The following is a 20,431-nucleotide window of genomic DNA, read 5'->3' on the forward strand; positions in this document are numbered from 1 at the left end:
CGGGGGTCAGACCGTGGCCGTGGACTGCGGGCGGTCGTCGCGGACGTGTACCAGCATGTCACCGGTCTCGATCACCGCGCCGGCCTTGTCGGACAGGGTGACCACCTTGCCCCGCCGGACCAGGGCGATCACCAGTGAGTCCAGCTCGCGCGGTGAACGACCCACCTCGTCCCGCTCCGCCGAGCGCATCGCCAATGCCATCCCCTGCCCCGGAGTGAGCAGGTCCTCCACCACGTCGATCAGCGGCGGCGCCGAGGTCGAGAGACCGAGCAGCCGGCCGGCGGTAGCCGAGGAGACGATCACGTGGTGCGCGCCGCTCTGCTTGAGCAGCGGGGCGTTCTCCGCCTCGCGGGCCGCCGCGATGATCCGGACCTGCCCGGCGGTGAGCTGCCGAACGGTCAACGCCACCAGCACCGAGGCATCGTCGCTGTCGGTCGCGATGATCACCGCCTTGGCGTGCTTGACGTGGGCCTCGTTCAACACCGACGAACGGGTCGCGGACCCCTCGATCGCCACCAACCCCGCCGAGGTGGCCTGCCGCAGGGCGGCGCTGCTGCGCTCCACCACCACGATCCTCGACCGGTCGAGGCCGTTCTCCATCAGCGCGTTTACCGCGCTGCGCCCCTTGGTGCCGTACCCGCAGATGATGACGTGGTCCTTCACGGTTCTCCTCCACCGCGACAGGCGACGGCCGGTCCGGTACTGCTCGGTCAGGACTTCCAGGGTGGTGCCGACCAGGATGATCAGGAAGAGCACCCGGGCCGGGGTGACGAACAGGACGTTGACCAGCCGGGCTGACGGTGCGGCCGGGGTGATGTCCCCGTAGCCGGTGGTGGAGAGCGAGACCACCGCGTAGTAGAAGCAGTCGAGCAGGGTGAGGCCGTCCTCGTTGACGTCGCGGTAGCCGTCCCGGTCCAGATAGACCGCCGCCACCACGGCGAAGACCAACCCCAGGGCCGCCGCGAGCCGCAGACTCAGCGCACTCAGCGGGCCCCGACGCTGCGCGGGAAAATGGATCACCGTCGAACCTGCTCCCCCGCCGTCGCCTGCACGCCCACAACATAGCGGGTACCCCGCGGTTCGCACGTCCGGGTCGCTCGGGGACAACCGGTCGCGGTCGCGCACGGGTCGGCCCCGCCGGCCGGGGACAGGCATGATGAGGGTGTTCCCGACGACGACCGCGAAAGTGAGGCCGGCATGTCGTTGCTGCGACGAGTCATCGGCGGAGTGTTGCGCCGACTACGCCAGAGCCAGGGCCGCACGCTACGCGACGTCGCCGCCGCCGCCGGGGTCTCCGTGCCCTACCTGTCCGAGGTTGAGCGCGGGCGCAAGGAGGCCTCGTCGGAGGTCCTGGCGGCCATCTGCCGGGCGCTCGGCATCCAACTCTCCGACCTGCTCGAAGCGGCCCGCGACGATCTGCGCCGGGTCGAGCGGCGCATCCCCGCCGCGCCCCGCGCCGCCCTGGCCCGACTGGAACGGGCACCATCGACCCACACCGGGACCGGCCCCGCGCTCCGGATCGGCTTCCACCCCGACGGGGCTACCCCGCCCGCGGCGGCCACCCCGGCTCCCGTCTGGCAGACGGCCGGGCCGGTGCTGCGGCTGGGCGGGCCGATCCTGCACGTCGGCGGTCCAGCCACGCCCCTCGGGTCGACCGTTCCAGGATCGGGGCTGCGGGTTCGGCTGATCGCCTCCGCGCCGGCCGGGCGCCCCGGTCCGCGTACCTCCAAGATGCTGGCCTGCCGCCGGGCCCGGGCGGGCCGGCGGCGGCTGACCCGGGTGTAGGCCGGCCCGGTTCTGCCCTGGGCCGATCTGCCGCCGGCAGAATCCCTGGGCCGCGACCGGCGCCGCGCGCACGCTGGAAGGGCCGGTCCCCCGGGCGGTCCCGCCGCCCGCCGGCACGGCGGAAGGTGGCGACCGATGATCGGGTACGACGGCGTGCGGATGCTGGACGGCGGCCAGCCGACCTTCGGCGACCAGGTATTCGAACGGCTGCTGCGGGAGCGGATCGTCTTCCTCGGCACCGAGGTGACCGACGAGTCGGCCAACCAGATCTGCGCGCAGATCCTGCTGCTCGCGGCCGAGGACGCCGACCGGGACATCTACCTCTACATCAACTCGCCGGGCGGCTCGGTGAGCGCGGGAATGGCGGTCTACGACACGATGCGCTACGTCCGCAACGACGTCGCCACGTTGGCGCTCGGCTTCGCCGGCTCGATGGGACAGTTCCTGCTCTGCGCCGGCGCCGCCGGCAAGCGGTACGCGCTGCCGCACTCGCGGATCATGATGCACCAGCCGTCCGGCGGGATGGGCGGCACCGCCGCTGACATCACCATCCAGGCGGAGAACATGCTGCACGTCAAGCGGACGATGCAGGAGTTGATCGCCCAGCACAGTGGACGCACGCTCGACGAGATCCAGCGCGACTGGGACCGGGACCGTTGGTTCACCGCCGAGCAGGCCCGGGAGTACGGCCTCGTCGACCGCGTGCTCACCAACGCCGAGCAACTGCCGGCGGACTGACCCAGCGTCACGGCCGGGCCCCCGGGAGTGGACCTTGTTGGTTAGGGTCGCGTCTATGCGTCGACTGATTCCTGTCCTTTCGATTGCCCTCGCCGCCGCCCTGGTGGGCGGCTGCGGCACCACGTCCGGCGACAGCGGAGGGTCGTCCGGCCCGGCCGCAGCCCCCACCACGCCCAAACTCGAACCGGCCGCCGCCGTACGGCAGGCCATGGACCGCAGCCTCGCCGGCACGGTCACCATGGACGCCTCGGTCAAGGCCGGCGGCCAGTCGATCAGCCTCAGCGGCAAGGTCGACCCCGCCGCCAAGGCGATCCACGTCACCGGCACCGCCCCGGAGCCGATCGAGGCCCGGCTGATCGGCGACGCCGCCTACATCAAGTCGGACTCGCTCGACGGCGACAAGCCCTGGATGAAGATCGACCTCAAGAAGCTGCGGCCGACCAGCTCGCTGCGCCAGTCGTTCGACCTGAAGTCACAGACCGGCCTCATCGGCGGCATCGTGACCGCCCAGGAGGTCAGCCCCGGCCGCTACAGCGGCACCGCCGACCTGAACAAGGCCGCCGAGGCCGCCAGCAGCGACGGCGGCATGCGCGAGGGCCTCGAGTCGACCGCCAAGCTGGCGAAGGACCCCAAGGCCATCCCCTTCGAGGCGACCGTCGACGCCGACGGCCGACTCACCGCCCTGTCCTACACGGTCGCCACGAAGAGCCTCGGTGACCTCGTCACCGACATGAAGATGAGTGGCTTCGGCGAGAAGGTCACCGTGACCGCCCCGCCGGCCGCCGACACCGAGGCCGCCTCCGCCGAGATGTACAAGTTCCTCTGACCCTGCGATGACGCGGTGCCCTCCGGGACGACCCGGAGGGCACCCACCCCGCTCGACGCCTCGCGGCGCTGTTCCGTTCGCAGGGAGGATCCATGTTCGCCGCTTACGTGACAGTCACCATCATCGCCTCGGTGTTCACGGCCATCGCCGCGGTCACCTACCTGATCGGCCACGACTATCCCAAGGCCCAGGCGGACATGAAGCGGGTGCCACACTCCTGGCTGCCCGTGCTGGGCACGCTGCTGGCCGCCGGTTCGGTGGGGCTGCTGGCCGGCTTCGCCGTACCGCTGCTGGGCACGCTCGCGGCCGCGGGACTGGTGCTGTACTTCGTCGGGGCGCTGATCGCGCACCTGCGCGTGGGGTCACGCAAACTCGTCGGATGGGCGGTCTTCTTCGTCACCGTGCTGGCCGCGCTGGTGGTCAACCTGGCCTACCACGGGTGACCGCCCAGCCGCTCTCCCGGTACGATCGCGAGCCTGTTCGCACTGCTGGGAGCCCATGGGGGTCGCCCCGGCGGGTCTCCTGCTGGAAGTAGGTTCCGTCAATGGCATGCCGTATCGGTGAGCTCGTGCTCAAGTGCCGCGATCTCGAGGTGCTGGCGCGGTTCTGGTGCGAGGTCCTCGACTTCGTGGAGCTCGACCGCGAAGAGGGGGTCTACATCGAGGTAGGCCCACGCGAAGGGTTCGGCGGCCCACAGCCGACGATCTTCCTCATCCGCGACGACGCGCCGAAGAACGGCCCTGCCCGGCTGCACATCGACGTCAACCCGACCGACCGCGACCAGGCCGCCGAACTCGAGCGCCTGCTGGCCGCCGGGGCGCGGCAGATCGACATCGGCCAGCCTGCGGACGCGTCCTGGCACGTCCTCGCCGATCCGGAAGGCAACGAGTTCTGCCTGCTCCGGCGTCGCCTCGACCCCCTCTGACGGCCGCCCGCCCAGCGCCGTCCGCTCAGCGCTGCCCGACCGGCGACAACGACCGGGCTAGGATCGCCGATCATGCGCGGGTTCTTCGAGGTCAAGGGCCGAAGGCTTTCCTATCTGGACTTCGGTGGATCGGGCGCCCCGCTCCTGGCCCTGCACGGGCACTACAACGAGGCGTCGGCATTCGCACCACTGGCCGAGGCGTTGGCGCCGGCGTGGCGGGTGATCGCGCTCGATCAGCGCGGCCACGGAGCATCGGACCGTACCGGAAGCTATGAGCGTGACGACTACGTTGCCGATGTCGCCGCGTTCCACCAGCATGTGGAGGTCGGCCCGGTGGCGGTGCTGGGCCACTCGCTCGGCGGCGTGAACGCCTACCAGTACGCCGGGCGGTACGCGGACCAGGTCGCCGCGCTGATCGTCGAGGACATCGGCGCGGTCGTGGACGTTGACTGGTCGTTCACGACCAGCCTTCCCCGCCACGCGCCGTCGCGGGACGCGTTGGCCGCGGCCCTGGGTGCGGCGGCGCCCTACCTGGAGTGTTCCTTCCGCCAGTCCGAGGACGGCTGGGGCTTCTCGTTCGACATCGACGACACGGTGGCGTCCCAGAAGGCACTCTGCGGTGACCACTGGACGGACTGGGTTTCGGTGAGCTGCCCGACTCTCCTGATCCGTGGAACGCGCAGCGATGAATTGGCGGCCGGCCACGCTCGCGAGATGATCGCCCGTCGCGCCGGCCAGGCTCGCCTGGTCGAGCTGCCCGCCGGTCACGTGGTGCATCACGACGCTCAAGCACAGTTCGCCGCCACCGTTCGTGCGTTCCTGTCCGGATCCGACTGAGTCAGGGACCTTCTCGTACGGCCTGGTCCTGGCGCGATCCCAATACGAGCGGTGCCTTTCCCTGCCTCTATCGGTCCGCCTGGTTTCGCCAGTAGTCGAAATTGGCGCGGGTGGACAGTGTGTCCGGATGCTTTGCCCCCGACACCCGCTCCCGCACGGGCAGCAGCTCCCCGAACAGGTCCCGCGCCGCCACCGCATCCCCCGCCATCCCCGTCCAGTAGGCGAGGTTGGCCCGGGTCGCCAATGTGTTCGGGTGCTCCGCCCCCAAAACCCGCTCCCGCACCGGCAGCAGCTGCCCGAACAGGTCGCGCGCCGTCACCGCATCCCCCGCCTTCCCCGTCCAGTAGGCAAGGTTGTCCCCGATGGACAGTGTGTCTGGGTGCTCAACCCCCGACACCCGATCCTGCACCGGCAGCAGCTGCGCGAACAAGTCGCGCGCCGCTACCACATCCCCCGCCTTCCCCGTCCAATAGGCGAGGTTCGCTCGGGCGGACAACGTGTCCGGGTGATCTGCCCCCGACACCCGCTGGCGCACCGGCAGCAGCTGCGCGTACAGGTCCCGCGCCGCCACCGCGTCCCCCGCCTTCCCCGTCCAATAGGCGAGGTTGGCTCGGGCGGTCAACGTGTCCGGGTGCTCCACACCCGACACTCGATCCTGCACCGGCAGCAGCTGCGCGTACAGGTCCCGCGCCGCCACCGCATCCCCCGCCTCTCCCGTCCAATAGGCGAGGTTGGCTCGGGCGGACAGGGTATCCGGATGTTCCACACCCGACACCCGCTGGCGCACCGGCAGCAGCTGCGCGTACAGATCCCGCGCCGCCACCGCATCCCCCGCATCCCCCGTCCAGGACGCGAGCTCGTGTCGCGCAGACAGCGTGTCCGGGTGTTCTGGTCCGAGTTGGGTGGTGTGCGCTTCAGCGAGGATGCTCCATACCGCCACCGAGGTGGGGTAGTCACCGGCATGACCGAACGACCTCGCGAGCCGCCAGATCGGGACACCGATCGGGTCAAGCAGTGCCAAGGCGTGCGGCAGCAGCTGAGCGCAGATAGGCCATGCTTCCCGCCTGCTGGTGTCGGCGGGTATTGCTGCTTCGACCAGCGCGGTAGCTGCCGTCTGCCATCCCTGACGCTGGTCGGGGTCGATCTGTTCGAGGGTGATGTGCTGCACGAGGCGGTGCACGGTGACCACCTCGGCGGGCGGCCCGATGAGGCTGTGTCGCCGAAGCCCAGCGACAGCGTCATCGAGGGCGAACTGATCGCTTCGCAACCGATCTGTCGCGTGCGCAACCTCCGGGTGCACGTCAGGAGGTAGCGGTGTTCCGGTGGCCAGTAGTAGTCGATGGGGGATGTCTTCTGGAGCCAGATGCGACAACAACCGCAACAGAGTGATCGAGTCGGGGCTGGTGTCGGCCAACTCGGTCAGGGCGACGGACCACGTTGCGGTCACCGGGGCCTGGTGACTGCTCGGAGCGCCCCGGCGCAGGAGCTGCATTCGATTGGTGTGCAGCAGCGTCAGGTACTCGGCCAGGCTGCGTCCGGTGGTCTGCACGTAGGCGCCGGCTTGCGCCAACGCCAGCGGCAACGACCCCAACTCTGTGGCGATCTTCCGGGCGGACTCCTCGTCGTATTCACCAGCACAGCTGAGGAGGAACCCGGCGGCGGCCTCGACGGACAGCGGTCCGATCGGCACGGTCTGCTCGGCAGGCCAGTGTCCGTCCTGCGTGGTCACCAGGACATGCCCGTTGCCGCGCGGCGGAAGCCACCTCCGGGCCATGGCGTAGTCGCGGATATTGTCCAGCACCAGTAGCCACGGCCGGTCCCGGCCCGCCAACGCCGCGTGCAACCGCGTCACGGGATCAGATTGGTCCAACAGGTCCGCGGGGTCCAGCAGCTGGGTCAGGTCGTGGAACTGCTGCACCAGGGCTGTCGGGTCCTCGGCGTGGAACATCCACACCACCTCGTAACGGTCGAGATGACGATGCGCGAACTCCACGGCCGCTGTCGTCTTTCCCACCCCACCCAGGGCGGACAACGCCACCACCACCGGCTGCGATCCGACTGTCAGCCGGTCGGCGATCTGGTTCAGCAGCTCCTCGCGGCCGGCTATCCGCGCCGGGCGGGGATCCAGCCGTACCGGATGTCCCGCGACCCGCCGCTGCTGGTAGAACACTCCGCCGACCGCAATCCCACCCTCGGTGGCTACCACCGCAGAATGAGCGCCCACCGACACCGGCTGTCGGGGCCCGGGGAGAAGCCCGGGGACAGTCAGGCCCGATCCGTCCCCGGCAGCGAAGGGCCCGGCGGATTCACCGAACCATGAATCGTGCCGGCCGCAACACCACCATGGCTGGCCTCGATCGTCATGTCCCGTCCAGCCGCTACCCCATGTCCGGACGCCGACGCGGAACCTGTCGATGCGTCAACCTCGGCGACCAGCTCCCGAAGCCCGGCTGCCAGGCTCGGATCAGCGCGCAACAGGTCCCGAAGCCGTACCGTCCACGCCGCCGTCACCTCCCGCCGCGTCTCAACCGCCCCTGCCGCCAACAGCACCGCGTCTTCATCCAACGTCTCCAACGCCACCCGCTCGGAACGCGTGTCACCACGTCCCAACAGCTGCGCGATCCGCCCCCGGATGGACTGCCACGCGTCCGTCGCCATCGCGTTGGCAACCGACGTCGCCGCGCTCGCGGCCAGCGCCACCAACTCCGCTTCCAACCGGTCCTCCTCGTGGATCGTCGGCCACCGGACCATAAGCACAGTTCCCACCCGCCCCGGTCCGATGTCGGCAACCCGACGCCCCGGCCGTGCAGCAGTAGCGAACCACTCAGACCAGCATCACACTGTGCGCTGAGTCGCTGACGCTCCGCAGCCTCGCTCCTCTTGAGCGGGCACTGTCAGCTTGGAATCCTTGATCCATGCCGTGGCAGCCGCCCTGCCCGCACGCCTCAGCTGGAGGCTGCGGCGGGTGCAGCTGAACGGTGCCGTTGACCGCCGTGCCGGGCACGGCGGTCAGCGACAACGGCGACTTCCGGTGGCGTACCGCTGACCGGCATGGGTATTGCCAGTTCAGGTGGCGTTTCGGCTGCGTATTGAGGTGCCCCCGGCAGGATTCGAACCTGCGACACACGGTTTAGGAAACCGATGCTCTATCCCCTGAGCTACGAGGGCGCGAGGGGACAGTCTAGCGACCTTGGGGTTCACCTGGGGTGGCAGGGAGTGGCCCACGTTCGCCCGCGTCACCCGGACCGTCGTTCGCCCAGCCCAGGACCACAGCTCGAGCACACGAACCCCGGTTTGCGACCGGGGGTCGGCGGCGGTGACCGCGTTGGCACCGGTTCACCCGGGTTGACATCCGCTGGAGAGCACACACCGCGCACATCAACGAAAATCATGTGCGGCTACCCAGGTCACCCTCGACGGTGCGGGCCCGCCCGCTGTCGGCGCACAGGTCGTACCGTTACGTACACAGATCCACATGACGACAGAGCCCAGGGTGGCCGGGCCGAGTGCCCCCTCGTCACTCAGACGGAGTACTCCGTCCAGCTACGCTCGGTTACCTATCGCAGACGTAAACGCGCGCTAACGTGGCAGATTAGTGCGCCGACCGGGCTGGCCGCCGGCTAGCCGGAGCCTGGATGCCTTGTGGCCATCACGCTAGCTTGCGAGCGGTTGCTCATATACGTTTGCGATAGAGTCGGCGCAACCCAATAGCACTAAGGAGTGATATGGTTCTGCCTCTAGTGTTGACACCTCAGGAGGCGAGCGAGCTAGAGTTCGAAGTCATATCCGACGCTTTAAAAGTGAAGCTTTCGCGTCTACTGCGCAGAGGTCGACTTATCGGCGGCGATGATGAACCAACTCTCTGGATGAACGACATCATCAATCGAGCACGTGCCCTGGCGGGCCTTTACCCATATGTGCTGGAGAGCTTTGACGTAGAGGACGGGATTGCGCTCGCATCCGCATGGCACCATGGCGAGTGGAATGCATGCTTCCGGCGCCTGGGGACCGTTGAGTTCGTTGAACTCCTAGGTGAGTTGATCGAAGATGGTTGGATCAAGCTGGAAGACGCAAACGCACTCCTAATGGAAGGCAACGCGTCTTTCTCGTACGCACATAAAGGCTCCACGGTGGCCGTGCGCATCATACCTTTAACCGACCTGGAAGCGCGGGCAGACTCGGTTAGCCACCCGAACATTCGCGTCTTGCTTGGGCGTATGAACTCGGCGGCAGAGAAGAGGGACTGGTCAGGCGTGCTTCATGCGAGCTCCAATATCTTCGAGACGCTCGCCAAAGAAGTAGTGGGAACGCCGGGCGTTCGTGATAAAACTCTTGGTGCATTCATCGACGGCTACCGAAAGTCTTCCACTCTGCCACCTCCAGTGCTTGACTACATACACGAGATATATAAGCGCCGGAATAAGGAGCCACTGGCTGGGCATGGTCAGTTGGATACCCCTACAGTCACAGAGGCCGAGGCCAAAATGTTGGTAGTTATGACCAAGGCCTTCATTACCTTCGAGAAAGAGATGCTTACTTCGGGTGCAGCGACAAGCGCGAGTCGGTCGAGCGGCACGTCTCAGTAAGGGCGCAGTATTTTCAGCAGGTCAGTGCTCCTAATCATGTGACCTGATGCGATCATGCGGCTTTGTGATGGTGCCTGGAACCCCGGCTGGCGGCATGCGGGTCGGGGCGCGCCGCTCGCAATAAACGGCTACTCGGGCATCGCAGATACCTGAATTTCTCCGGCAGATTCCTCGCACTAGAGAAGATTATGCATCTAGTCCAGTCAGGTGACCGCGAAGGGTTAGCACCTACTCATTGTCTCTCTCCTCAGCGAATAGGCTCTGCCGCTCAATCCCGAGCATGGATACATACAGTCATGGCAAAGCAGCACGCTGTCGGGTGACGGAACAAAGCCGAAACGCCTACTCATCCGTCCATCGTCGCAGCTGATGCTCTCGATTCGTGCAAGGGGATCACGTGGGCGCCGCACGAGGGAGACCTCATGGAGGTCGGCCTCCACAACCGATCGCCCAGCGCGTACGTGGTACACCTGCCCGGCAACGTGCTCGCAGCTACCACTATCCACGAAGCGGCAGATACTACACTCCCCATTCGAAGGGACAGCAACAGCATCATAAGACTGACCAAGTTCGTGGTTGCATTCCGCAGGGTCCTGTCCGCAAACCCAGCAGGAGTACCGGACTGTCATTCCCGGGCTGTTGCCAAGTCGGATATGCATCAACGAAAGGGGGCATCGCTTGATCCATCCCTCGCCGTCATGGACGAGGCGACAGCCAAAAATGCCTCCGACAAGTTCACCAGCAAGGTGTGCTAGCTCGTGAGCCTGATCTAGCAGCGTGCCGCTTGATACCAGGCCCCACCCACGAATACCGGTCGCGTAAGAGAAACTATCGACGTCGATTGGAATTCTCTCGTCAAGGTCTTGCGCGACGTCATCGAGCCAGTTAAAGGCCGCCACGGCAGCTCCTAAAGCGGAGCGCGCTGCACTCTCCGTCCCCGCCCAGGCGAGCCCGAGACGGCGGACTCCGAGAGTCCGAGCAGCATCATCGAGATCATCTAGCTGATTTCGGAGTCTGAACCATGCTCGCACGCGGGTACGCCCGAGCCGACGGGACCATTGCTCGGAGGACTGCTCATGAAGAGGGTAGTTGGGCGGTAGATCAGCGAGGGACCGTGGGAGGTGTGCACCAACGCCGATGAGCGCCTGGCCGTATTTGCGGCGGCCGGCGTTGAGCGCCCGCATCCCCTCAATAATGCAGAATTCGGTTCTCGCCGGTCCGGCCGGAGGCGGGAGTGGCACGTTAGATCGTGCAGCCAGGCCTCGTATCCGCAAGCCTTGCGACGCCGTCACGGCGCGGTTGAATCCTCGCCCTGGTCGTCCACCGGTTGGTCGACGGGCCTGCTGGCAAGGCCCATCGTCGTCGTCACCGGGCCGACGAGAATCTGCCCAAGCAGCGCCGTGGCGCCTTCCGCAGTTCCGTTGATCTCGATTCCCTCGATCTTGATGGCACCTTGCTCGTCGCGTTCAACCTGTGCAATCTTAAGTCGAACTGGAACCTCCGTCTCCGGCCCAGGGTGATGGCCCCTCTTAATCGAGAACCGCACTCGTGCCCAGACATACCCGATCACGGCACCGATGCCATTCGCGGCGAGATTCTGGGCAACCGCGAGCGCCAGCTCAAGTTCCCAGCCGGTAGCGAACTCGTTAAGGTAGCGGCGCTCCGCTTGGTTTACCAGGTACTCGGCTTCGAGACCGGCTGTTCGCGCTGCTCGCAGCGCCTCGACATCGTCGGCTAGGTAGTAGGTCCTGCCGTTCCTCGTCTGAACAGGCAAGATCAGGGCGTATCGACCAAACTCTGGACCTTTTACCCGTAGCCGGTCCTGAACATCCTGCGGCAGCGACACGGACCTGACGCTCGCCAACTCGGAATCCGTCACCACACCAGTATCCAATAGCAGGTCAACGGAATTGCGTAGCGGAATCGTTACCCTGCGGCATGACGCGCACTCTCACCGGCAGACCCGGAAGCCGACGGCGTTTCGTCGGACGGTCATCCTGTTACGCAGCGTTACCTACCGAGATCGGCATTACCAACCCGAGTTGCGTCGCGGTTACGCGCGGTGCTGCCGTCGACGACGCGGTGCCCGGTGGCGAGCCAGAACACATTCGCGCCGCACCGATTCATAGACGCTTCAGAGGTGAAGGATCCTGTCGTAATCCTCGTCGTACCAGCCGTCGGTGTTGTGCTTCTGGATTGTCCCCGCGACGCGCGTGAGCATGAGCACGTCGCCGTTGAGGGTCAGAGCCGCATCCTCGGCCCTGCCGGTGAGGATCCTGCCCACGGTCGCCAGCATGTGGGGTTTGCCCTTGCCGGCCAGGGTGTCCTTGCGCATGTAGAAGCTGATGTCGACGTAGGTCTCTGGCTCCCATTCCCACAGAGCGCCATCGTCGTCCTCGGCGCTGCAGTAGCCGTGCCGGCCGCCGGTAATGTCCACGACGTACCCGTGCTCGTCGTTCAGCTCAGCGCTGAGCCTCCTGCCGCCGGGCGCCGTGGACGCCTCGACAGCTTTGGGAGCAGCCAATTCCGCCACCTGCTCCAGTGGGATGTCGCCCGCCAGCGTCAGCCGGTATTCGACAGCCATCTGTGCCCCTACATTAGTCTCGTCGGGTGATCTGAATAATCGCACCGTCGCGCGTTACGCCGCCAGTTCCTTCAGCCCTGTGATGGGCCAGTCGTGGAACTTCTCGGGCAGGGCGGCGAGGTCTCCGCTCCAGTCGTGGAGGTTCAACATGACGCGTTGGGTCTGCTCCGTTTCGACCTTCCTGGACACCGCGCCCGCGGACGGCGCGGGCCGGCACAGGGGGCAGTGGGCGCATAGCAGACGAAGACGTGCCCCTCGATGAGGAAGTCGGGTGCCTTCTCCGGCCTCCCAGAATCCCCGGTCATCGGAGCGCTGGTACCAGCGGTCGGTCAGTAGTTTCTGAAGATCCGTTCGGTACGTCGCTCTCGCTCGGATCCGCCGCCCGGACCCGGTCGAGGATGTGGGCGGACCGAGGACGACCGACGACGACCGCGGCTCGATCCGCCGGTCGCAGAAAGAAAGACTCAGCGCAGGCGGGCGCGGATCCGCCGGCGTCGCAGCGTGCCGACCGGGACGTCGACCGACACCGTCGGGTACGCGGGCGAACTGGCCACAGCCTAGGCCACCGGCCGGAGGCGGCACCCCACCCTTCCGCGTACACCCGAAATCGTCAGGGCCCGGTGCCCTCGTCGCTGCCTACTGCCAGGGCCGGCAGGAATAGCCGACGGGTGGTGTCCGCCGTGGACCGGCTTAGCGCACAATCATCTCCCAACGCCGTACGTGTCCCACCACGAGGGCCGGTGTTCGCGTAGTTCTCCCGCGACTCGCGTGAGAAGGAGCCAGTTGCCGTTGAGCACGAGTGCGGCATCCTCCTGCCGGCCGGCGAGAACTCGGCCGACCGCCGACACCATGCTGGGGACCACGTCGTCGGGTGGGTCGTTCTTTCGCAGGTCGAAAGCGATGTTGGTGTACGTGTCGGGTTCCCATTCCCATCGGGCGCCGCCGTCGGCTTCGGCGTCGAAGTAGCCGTTGCTGCCTGCGTAGATGGTGACCGTGTAGCCGAGTTCCTCCCGGAGGTCGGCGCTGAGCAGCCGGGGGTAGCCGCGCTGTGTCGACTCCTCGACGCCGTGTGGGGCGACGAGGGGAGCCAGGTCCTCCAGCGGAATGTCGCCGGCCAGGGTCAGTCGGTACTCGATGCCCACGTGCTGCCTGCCTTCTCAGTCTCGTCGGACGATCTGAATGATCGCACCGCTTCGGGTCACCGCTGCCAGTTCCTTGAGCTGCGGGACCGGCCAGTCGTCGAACTGCTTCTGCAGGGCGGCGATGTCACCGCGCCAGTCCTGCAGGTTCAACACCACCCGCTGGGTCTGCTGCCTGGCCACCTTCTGCGACACTTCCGTCCATACCCCGCGTACCGCCTTGCCGGGGGTGGGTGAATAGCAGTCGAAGACGTGGCCCTCGACGAGGTAGTCGGGTTCCTTGTCGGGCTTGCCCACGTCGCCGGTGCTCTGGCGTGCATCGGCGATCTCCCGCCGTGTCGGGTTTTGGTGCACGCGGTAGCCGTCGTGGGCGAGGGTGTCGGCGCACTCGTTCTCCAACTCCAGTGAGCGCCGTACCGCTTCGTCCTCGCGCGGTGGGATCCTGGTTCGTGGTCCGGTTGGTGAGCCGCCGGGAACGCCTGTGGGTGGCCTGCTCCAACGGGTGAAGGCCGATCCGGGGAGATCGGCGGCTTCCTTGGCGGGTGTGGTTGCGGCCGTACTGCCATCGGTGTCGAGGGAAGGGCTGGCCGGCGAGCGACCGCCAGCCCTCGTCAATTTCCCGCTGATCCCAGCTGTCGTGCTTCGGCGGCTGCCGCGTCGACGAACTGCCGGGCGGTGCCGGTACGTTGCACGATGAGCACCATGACCTGCTTGACGCCGTCCAAGGCCTGCAACAGGGGTCCCGGCTGCCCGCCGAGGAGGACGGCCGTGACGAGTTGCTGCGCCGCGCCGGCCTGACTGATCACTGCGGTCGCCGCGTCGCGGGCGCCGTCCACCGCGCTGCGCACCGGCGCGAGCCCGGAGATCGTCTCCTGCGGCGTGCCCTGACGGGGCACCTCCGCAGTGGACTGCGCCGCCTCCTCGATCGACGCGGAAAGGCGGCCCAGACCAGCCTGGATCTCACCGATCGCGCTGTGGACCCGCGCCATGCCGGCAGCCACCGCGGCGAAGCCAGCGCCTGCGGCACGAACCCCGACCTCCTGCGCCTGGGTGCCGGCTGCGGCGGTGAGGCCGCGAGCTCTGTCGACGCCGGCTGTTAGGGCACGCAGCTCGGCGTCTACCTTCTCGATGTTCGACACGTGGAGCGGTCTCCTATCGGCGATGATGTTGCTGGATCACTTACCCGTAGTGCAATCGCGTCGGTGGTCAGCCCGACGTGGTTGACTCCGGTGCAGCTTTACCCGGTTGGCGATGCTGCCGGCATAGTGGCCGAGGTGCAGTTTTCCGGTGGAGCCGTCATCGGTGAGCATCCACGGAGCGGTCAGAAGATGGGGCCACTCCGGTCGGTCAGCTGGCGGGCCAGGGTGCGGTAGAGGGTGCAGATGCCGCTGCGGCTCACTGCGTAGAGGTCCCGGTGGACCAGGGCTACTTGGGCCATGCTGGCCTCGCGGCGGCGATCCGTTGTAGGCGGGTGCTGGCCGAGGTCCAGGCGGCCTCGATGATCGGCAGACACCGCGTCCGGGTCGGGTCGTCCTCGGGCAGTTCGTGGTGCAGGCGCAGCTCGCGGGTCAGGACCACAGCGAGGTTGAGCGCGAATGCGGCCTCGATGCCCGTCTCACTCACGATCGCCTCGATACGCTCGCGGATCACTGGCGTACTGGCGCCAACTTGGGTGTGGAGCATCGCAAGGTCGAAGCCCGGAAGGAACAGCCCGGTGAATTCCCAGTCGACCAGCACCGCCGTGGTTCCGGCCTCGTCATCGCTGTCGGAGAGGCCGGCACCGAGGAGGATGTTGCTGGCCAGCGGGTCGCCGTGATTGAGCTGTGCCGGCGCGCCGCAGCGGGCCAGCAGGCGGTCCAGAGCTTCTCGCTGGCCCTCAGTGAGGTATCCCTTGGCCTGGTACCGAGCCACGCGCTCGGAGTAGTCGAAGGTGGGCGAGAACCGGGCGGCGGGGTAGGTCCACTCGTTCAACGCGGTGATGCTGTCCAGGATGGCATCGACCTGCCGGGTATCGAGCTCTCGCTCGGGGTAGCGTTCGACCGCGACAGGCGATGCGTCGACCCATTCCAGGACCAGCAGCCGGTCGCGGTCGGTATGGAGCAGCCGAGGAACGCGGACAGGGGCGGTGGCGTCACCGAAGACCTCGTACAGGTCCAGCTCGTGCCGCCACCTGGCCGCCCAGAACGGATCCGGGTCGATCAGATATTTCACCGCTGCCGGTTCGCCGCGGAATGAGCCTCGTGCCAGCAGGGTCTTGTCCGTGCGCCGTAGCACCGTGTCGATGCTCAGCCCGATCGTGGCTGCTGAGCCAGGCAGATCAGGCGGCGTGTGCGACATCGGCGGTCTCCTTGATCGAGTCGATGATCCGCTGGCGAAGGCCGGTCTCGGAGCGTTCCCCGTGCCAGACCGCGGCGATTTCTGCGACTCAGCGTTGAAAGTACTGGTCGCTGAGCGCATGACCGGCCGTCATGCGCGCCAACGAGTGCCAATACATGACGGCGATGTACAGCCGGGAGTGCTGCGCCTTGGGCGTGCGGGCGGGCCAGCCACACCACATCTGTTCGGTGAGGGCTGAAGGCGTCGGGTCGAGGAAGATGACGTTGAGGTTCCGAACCAGCGAGGGGTCGAATCCGCAGCCGTAGCGCTCGCTCCAGACCAGGTCCCGCATGGTGCCCGCGCCGATCCAGACGCCCAGCAGTCCGAAGTCCAGGACGATGCCAGCGCGCGCACCAGCCACGGGCCGTGCTCAACGAGATCCCGCACTTCGGTCCCCGAATCCTCTCCCCGGGACGCTGTTGATGGCCCGCTACCTGACCGACCCCGCCGCCGAGACCGAGATCCAAGCTATGGCCGCCGCAGCCGGCCTCCCCACCGTCGACCAAGCCGCCACCCTCGCCCGCCTGCTCCGCTTGCACCAACCCGCACCGCCACGCGCCGCGTGACCTGCGCCCGCTCCCCGTCGGAGCGGGCGCAGGCACCTTCACGGATCGCCGGCCGAGTGAGCAGCCATCGCAGGCGGCGACTCCTGCCGCCCGCCAAGAGGTGCGGAGCCAGGAGACATGGGTTGGAACGATCACCACTACGAGGTGGCCTGGCGGACGTAGAAAATGATTCAGGAACCGAGTTCTACGGTGGCGTACGGTTCCCACACGTACATGCCCTCGTCGCGGTTGAGGACGATGAGCTGGCACGAGGTGATCAGCGCGTCCGCGCTGATCTTCGGGGCAGTGGAGAGTGCCTCGACGAGCGGCGCCGCAGGACCGTCGGTGTTGGTATAGGCCAGACTGAGGTGAGGGTTGTAGGGCTCGGCGGCCTCCGGTACGCGGTCCTGCCCCCAGACGTCGGCGATGGCGGCACGGATGGCGGCGCGTACTTGCCGCACGGGCTCGATCGGGTCGACAGCGATCTGGATGGACTCGGGATCGACGTGGGGGGTGCCGATGGTGAGCTTGAAGGGTGACAGGCGCGAGCACCGGTCGGTGGCGGCGGCCACGATGGCGTCGACGTCGTCGGTGGCGACGTCTTGGACGAAGCCGATGCCCTGCATGGTGAGGTGAAGCCATCGGTTCGGAATGACGTCGAGGCTGGGCTGCGAGGACAGCAGGGACCGGTACTGGTCAGCGAGCTTCTCGACTTCGGGCTGCCCGTCAAAGGTGATGTGCCAGGTGTAGAAGCGGGAGCCGATGCCCCAACCCGGTCGCCAGTACCAGTGATCACGGATATCGGTGGCGTGCGGGACTGCCATGGGTTCTCCAGGTTCAGGGAAGTTGCCGGGCGGCGCCGGTGGCGCAGAACTCGGTGATGGCTGCTTGGACATTGCGGGCCTCGATGCTCGCGCGCAGTGACGGGTTGCCGGCGATGTTGCGCCCGACGCCACGCAGGCGGTGCACCAACGGGTCGAGCCGCTGTTCGGGTGGCAGAGCGAGCACCGGTGACAGGACCGAGACCGCGCCGTCGAGGCTGCCGGATTTGAGATGTGCCGCGGCGGCCCAAATGCGGATCTGGGCGAGCGTGCCGTAGGCGACCGAGGGGTCCGCGGCGGCTTCCGTCAGGGCGTGCTCGGCATGCTCGATGGCGTTGGCGGCCTCGCCGATGCGGAGCAGTACTGAACCAGCGTAGTTGTGTTGGCGCACCGTGCCGCAGGCGAGAAGGCCACCCACCGGGTCGCGGCTTGCCTGTTGGCGGGCCTCTTCGGCGCGTTGCAGTGCTGCCCGCGCTGGCTCGACGGCGCCGATCTCCGCCCACGCGTCCGCTTCCTGGCACGCCAGCATGACCGCCGCGCTGCCCTCGGCGGCATGGCCGTAGCCGCGCCCGGCGGCGTTGGCCGCGTCTTCGAACCGCCGCTCCCACAGGTGGGTCTTGCTGATCGTGGAGAGAACCCAGGCGCGGAGGGTGTTGTCGCGGACGGTCTCGGCGCACATCCAGGCGGTGCGTGCCTGGGACTCGGCTGCGGCCGGGTGTCCAAGATCGCCGGCCATCCAGGCGAGCAGTGTGCATAGGTAGCCCGCCCAGGTGTAGAGCTCCCGAGACTGATCAGGGTTCTGACGCCCGGTCTGCAGAAGGCGGAATACGCGGTCGGCCAGGAGCCCGGCCCGCGCGTAGACGACGACGGGCGGCTCGGTCAGGTAGTCGACGGCGATCCTGCGGGTGGAGGCAGCGACATCGTCGAGGGTGAATGGCCCAACGTTGGAGGCTTGCGCCCATGTGCCGAAGCTCGCCGTGCGTTCTGCCACTGCTATCACCAGTTCCGTCTCGTCCTGCAGAGCGCCGAGGTCCCACCGCAGAGGCTCGGCCATCGCGCCAGGCGGTGCTGAGGATCCGACCGATGGTGCAGGCATCGGGGCGGCGTTCCTGCCGCTCAGCGCCGCTCGGTCTGCTTCCGGCATAGCGGTCAGGTCGTCGAGATCGACCAGACTGCTGGGTTCGGTGCCGAAGACCTGCGCCAGTGCGTTCAAGGCGGCCAAGGTGGGCCGACGACCGCCGAAGGGCCACCGCTCGTAGTCGCTGATCCGCGCCCCGGTGAACGTCGCCGAACCGTTTCCCTTGGCGTTCAGTCTCTCGGCTACCGCGTCCTGGGTCCAACCATGGGCCTGGCGGAAGGCATCCCGGGGGCGCAGCCCGAAGCGGCGCTGCAGCTCGGCGGCGATGGTGGCCGGGGTCACTCCGAAACCGGCCAGTGTCTGGCGTACGTGATCACGCTGCGCCTTGGTGCCCGTCGTTCTTGCCATCGCGGTCACCTCCTACGTGCGGCTTCCTGTCGCACGGTATCGCCCCTCTCGTCGGGATCGGTACGGGGCGCGGCGAGGCCAGCGGCCCCGGAGTGGGTAGCTCGCCGCTAATTGATCAAAGTATCTGCAGGTCGTGAGCGTGCGCGGGTGGGGAAAAATCTCACCACCGCTGGGGATCCATTCATGTGGATGCACTTGGCAAGCTTGCCGAGCCGGATCACCGTCGGTCCGGATGTAGCCACCGCCGGTGACGAATGGAGTGGCTGCCACAGCAACGTCAACCGCGGATGCCCGTCGCCGCCGGGTCGTTGACGACCAACCGGCAGGCGTCTCTCCGCGCCCTGCTCGCGCTTCTCATCCTCGTGAGGATTACCGATGACAACCTCGAACGATCTGGCCCGCTACGGCTATCGGCAGGAACTCAGCCGCCAGCTGCGGTTTCGGGACCTGTTGGCGTACGGCTTGGTGTACATGGTGCCGATCGCGCCGATGGCGATCTTCGGCAGCGTCTATGCGGGCTCCGGCGGCATGGTGGCCCTCGCCTACGCCATCGGTGTGGTGGCCCTGGTCTTCACCGCGTTCTCGTACTCGCAGATGGTAAAGGCGTTCCCGATGTCAGGCAGCGTCTACAACTACGCAGGTCGAGGCATCAGCCCGCCGGTCGGGTTCCTCGCCGGCTGGGTGATCCTCCTCGACTACGTGCTCGTTCCCGGACTGCTGTACCTGGTGGCGTCGGTGGCGATGCACTCCACGGTGCCGGCGGTGCCGGTGTGGCTGTGGCTGCTCGGGTTCGTCGCGGTCAACACCGTCGTCAACTCGGTCGGCATCCGCATGACGGCGGTGGTCACTCGGGTGATGCTCGTCGGTGAGCTGATCGTCTTGGCGGTGTTCCTGGTCGTCGCCGGTTGGGCCCTCGTGACGGGTAGGGGCCGGTTCAGCTGGGATGCGTTCTACAACGCCGACACCTTCACCTGGTCCCTCGTGGCGGGGGCGGTGTCAATCGCGGTGCTGTCGTTCCTGGGCTTCGACGGCATCTCCATGTTGGCGGAGGAGACCCGTGACGGCGCCCGGCAGATCGGCCGGGCGATGGCGGCCGTGCTCGTCCTGGCGGGGGTGCTGTTCATCGCGCAGACATGGCTGGCGGCGATGCTCGTGCCCAACCCCGGCGGGCTGCTGGCCGAGGGCGACGTGAACGGCACCGCCTTCTACGACGCCGCCGCGGTGGCCGGCGGAAGCTGGCTAGCGACGGTGTGCGCAGTGGCGACCGCGATCGCTTGGGGTTTGCCGAACTCGATGGTTGCGCAGGTCGCTACGTCCCGGCTGCTGTACGCGATGGCCCGTGATCGGCAGCTCCCCGCTTTCCTGGCGAAGGTGTCGGTGCGCCGCAGCGTACCGATCAACGCGACCCTGCTCACCGGCGTCGTGTCCCTCGCCCTGGGCCTGTACATGGCGACGCGGGCGGATGGGATCACGCTGTTGTCGTCGCTGATCAACTTTGGGGCGATGGTGGCGTTCCTGGTCCCGCACGTCTCCGTGGTCGTGCACCACCTGATCCGCCGTCGCAGCGGCAACTGGTTCGCGCACCTGCTCATGCCCGCCGCCGGGTTCGTGATCCTCGCCTACGTGGTGGTGAACGCCAACATCGCCGCCCAGCGCCTCGGCCTGGCCTGGCTGGGCCTCGGCGTGCTGGTCCTGGCCGGCCTCTACCTGACCGGCCGCAGGCCGGTGCTGTCCGGCCTGGCCCCCACCCAGGCCGCCCGGCGTGACATGGAGCGGGTGTGAT

Annotated in this window: 21 protein-coding genes, 1 tRNA gene and 1 pseudogene; 9 read left to right on the plus strand and 14 right to left on the minus strand. The window is 67.4% G+C overall.

Annotation, left to right across the window (positions count from 1 at the left end; translation table 11 throughout):
* Positions 1 to 6 precede the first annotated feature (6 nt).
* Entirely contained in the window at positions 7 to 1,020 is a 1,014-nt protein-coding gene (locus AC3EN4_RS00975) for a potassium channel family protein (RefSeq protein ID WP_435204068.1), read from the minus strand.
* Positions 1,021 to 1,197: 177 nt separating this feature from the next.
* Between AC3EN4_RS00975 and AC3EN4_RS00980 the strand changes: the two genes are divergently transcribed.
* The 6 genes from AC3EN4_RS00980 to AC3EN4_RS01005 all read left to right on the plus strand — a co-directional run bounded on the left by AC3EN4_RS00980 (position 1,198) and on the right by AC3EN4_RS01005 (position 5,111).
* Positions 1,198 to 1,785, plus strand: a complete 588-nt coding sequence (locus AC3EN4_RS00980; protein WP_435204069.1) for a helix-turn-helix domain-containing protein — start codon at positions 1,198 to 1,200, stop codon at positions 1,783 to 1,785.
* 135 nt (positions 1,786 to 1,920) lie between these two features.
* Positions 1,921 to 2,523 carry a ClpP family protease gene (locus AC3EN4_RS00985; RefSeq protein WP_435204070.1) on the plus strand — a complete coding sequence of 201 codons (603 nt, stop codon included), beginning with the start codon at positions 1,921 to 1,923 and terminating at the stop codon, positions 2,521 to 2,523.
* 55 nt (positions 2,524 to 2,578) lie between these two features.
* On the plus strand, positions 2,579 to 3,349 hold the full coding sequence (locus tag AC3EN4_RS00990) for a hypothetical protein (RefSeq protein ID WP_422738140.1): 771 nt from the start codon (positions 2,579 to 2,581) through the stop codon (positions 3,347 to 3,349).
* Positions 3,350 to 3,441: 92 nt separating this feature from the next.
* Positions 3,442 to 3,792, plus strand: coding sequence for a DoxX family protein (locus AC3EN4_RS00995; protein WP_435204071.1), 351 nt, complete (start codon positions 3,442 to 3,444; stop codon positions 3,790 to 3,792).
* A 101-nt stretch (positions 3,793 to 3,893) separates the two neighbouring features.
* On the plus strand, positions 3,894 to 4,274 hold the full coding sequence (locus AC3EN4_RS01000; RefSeq protein ID WP_435204072.1) for a VOC family protein: 381 nt from the start codon (positions 3,894 to 3,896) through the stop codon (positions 4,272 to 4,274).
* A gap of 72 nt (positions 4,275 to 4,346) precedes the next feature.
* On the plus strand, positions 4,347 to 5,111 hold the full coding sequence (locus AC3EN4_RS01005; RefSeq protein ID WP_435204073.1) for an alpha/beta fold hydrolase: 765 nt from the start codon (positions 4,347 to 4,349) through the stop codon (positions 5,109 to 5,111).
* A 67-nt stretch (positions 5,112 to 5,178) separates the two neighbouring features.
* Here AC3EN4_RS01005 and AC3EN4_RS01010 read toward each other — a convergent pair whose 3' ends face one another.
* From AC3EN4_RS01010 to AC3EN4_RS01020, 3 genes are all read right to left on the minus strand, one after another.
* Entirely contained in the window at positions 5,179 to 7,281 is a 2,103-nt protein-coding gene (locus AC3EN4_RS01010; RefSeq protein WP_435204074.1) for a tetratricopeptide repeat protein, read from the minus strand.
* Positions 7,282 to 7,376: 95 nt separating this feature from the next.
* Entirely contained in the window at positions 7,377 to 7,826 is a 450-nt protein-coding gene (locus tag AC3EN4_RS01015; RefSeq protein ID WP_435204075.1) for a hypothetical protein, read from the minus strand.
* A gap of 380 nt (positions 7,827 to 8,206) precedes the next feature.
* A tRNA-Arg gene (locus tag AC3EN4_RS01020) sits at positions 8,207 to 8,279 on the minus strand.
* A 698-nt stretch (positions 8,280 to 8,977) separates the two neighbouring features.
* On the opposite strand from AC3EN4_RS01020, the gene AC3EN4_RS01025 reads away from it, so the two are divergent.
* On the plus strand, positions 8,978 to 9,697 hold the full coding sequence (locus AC3EN4_RS01025; protein WP_435204076.1) for a hypothetical protein: 720 nt from the start codon (positions 8,978 to 8,980) through the stop codon (positions 9,695 to 9,697).
* Between the two features lie 1,288 nt (positions 9,698 to 10,985).
* Here AC3EN4_RS01025 and AC3EN4_RS01030 read toward each other — a convergent pair.
* The 8 genes and pseudogenes from AC3EN4_RS01030 to AC3EN4_RS01065 form a co-directional block, all read right to left on the minus strand.
* The gene (locus AC3EN4_RS01030) at positions 10,986 to 11,543 is read right to left on the minus strand and encodes a hypothetical protein (RefSeq protein ID WP_435204077.1); all 558 of its coding nucleotides are present in this window, start codon (positions 11,541 to 11,543) and stop codon (positions 10,986 to 10,988) included.
* A 288-nt stretch (positions 11,544 to 11,831) separates the two neighbouring features.
* On the minus strand, positions 11,832 to 12,281 hold the full coding sequence (locus AC3EN4_RS01035; protein ID WP_435204078.1) for a SitI3 family protein: 450 nt from the start codon (positions 12,279 to 12,281) through the stop codon (positions 11,832 to 11,834).
* A 13-nt stretch (positions 12,282 to 12,294) separates the two neighbouring features.
* Positions 12,295 to 12,583 (minus strand): annotated as a pseudogene (locus tag AC3EN4_RS01040) (CdiA C-terminal domain-containing protein); the annotation flags it as partial.
* Positions 12,584 to 12,982: 399 nt separating this feature from the next.
* Entirely contained in the window at positions 12,983 to 13,423 is a 441-nt protein-coding gene (locus AC3EN4_RS01045; RefSeq protein WP_435204079.1) for a SitI3 family protein, read from the minus strand.
* 15 nt (positions 13,424 to 13,438) lie between these two features.
* Positions 13,439 to 13,861: a CdiA C-terminal domain-containing protein gene (locus AC3EN4_RS01050; protein ID WP_435204382.1), complete on the minus strand. Its 423-nt coding sequence runs from the start codon at positions 13,859 to 13,861 to the stop codon at positions 13,439 to 13,441.
* A gap of 170 nt (positions 13,862 to 14,031) precedes the next feature.
* Positions 14,032 to 14,559, minus strand: a complete 528-nt coding sequence (locus AC3EN4_RS01055; protein ID WP_435204080.1) for a DUF6244 family protein — start codon at positions 14,557 to 14,559, stop codon at positions 14,032 to 14,034.
* A 286-nt stretch (positions 14,560 to 14,845) separates the two neighbouring features.
* Positions 14,846 to 15,757, minus strand: a complete 912-nt coding sequence (locus AC3EN4_RS01060) for a phosphotransferase (protein ID WP_435204081.1) — start codon at positions 15,755 to 15,757, stop codon at positions 14,846 to 14,848.
* Between the two features lie 88 nt (positions 15,758 to 15,845).
* Positions 15,846 to 16,157 carry a hypothetical protein gene (locus AC3EN4_RS01065; RefSeq protein WP_435204082.1) on the minus strand — a complete coding sequence of 104 codons (312 nt, stop codon included), beginning with the start codon at positions 16,155 to 16,157 and terminating at the stop codon, positions 15,846 to 15,848.
* Between the two features lie 61 nt (positions 16,158 to 16,218).
* Between AC3EN4_RS01065 and AC3EN4_RS01070 the strand changes: the two genes are divergently transcribed.
* Positions 16,219 to 16,362: a hypothetical protein gene (locus AC3EN4_RS01070; protein WP_435204083.1), complete on the plus strand. Its 144-nt coding sequence runs from the start codon at positions 16,219 to 16,221 to the stop codon at positions 16,360 to 16,362.
* Positions 16,363 to 16,532: 170 nt separating this feature from the next.
* Here the strand turns inward: AC3EN4_RS01070 and AC3EN4_RS01075 are convergent, their stop codons facing one another.
* On the minus strand, positions 16,533 to 17,165 hold the full coding sequence (locus AC3EN4_RS01075; protein ID WP_435204084.1) for a 2'-5' RNA ligase family protein: 633 nt from the start codon (positions 17,163 to 17,165) through the stop codon (positions 16,533 to 16,535).
* A gap of 13 nt (positions 17,166 to 17,178) precedes the next feature.
* Positions 17,179 to 18,648 carry a helix-turn-helix domain-containing protein gene (locus AC3EN4_RS01080; protein WP_435204085.1) on the minus strand — a complete coding sequence of 490 codons (1,470 nt, stop codon included), beginning with the start codon at positions 18,646 to 18,648 and terminating at the stop codon, positions 17,179 to 17,181.
* 375 nt (positions 18,649 to 19,023) lie between these two features.
* Between AC3EN4_RS01080 and AC3EN4_RS01085 the strand changes: the two genes are divergently transcribed.
* A complete protein-coding gene (locus AC3EN4_RS01085; protein ID WP_435204086.1) occupies positions 19,024 to 20,430 on the plus strand; it encodes an APC family permease in 1,407 nt (468 codons plus the stop codon).
* Position 20,431: the final 1 nt, after the last annotated feature.

Source organism: Micromonospora sp. bgisy143, from assembly GCF_057708145.1.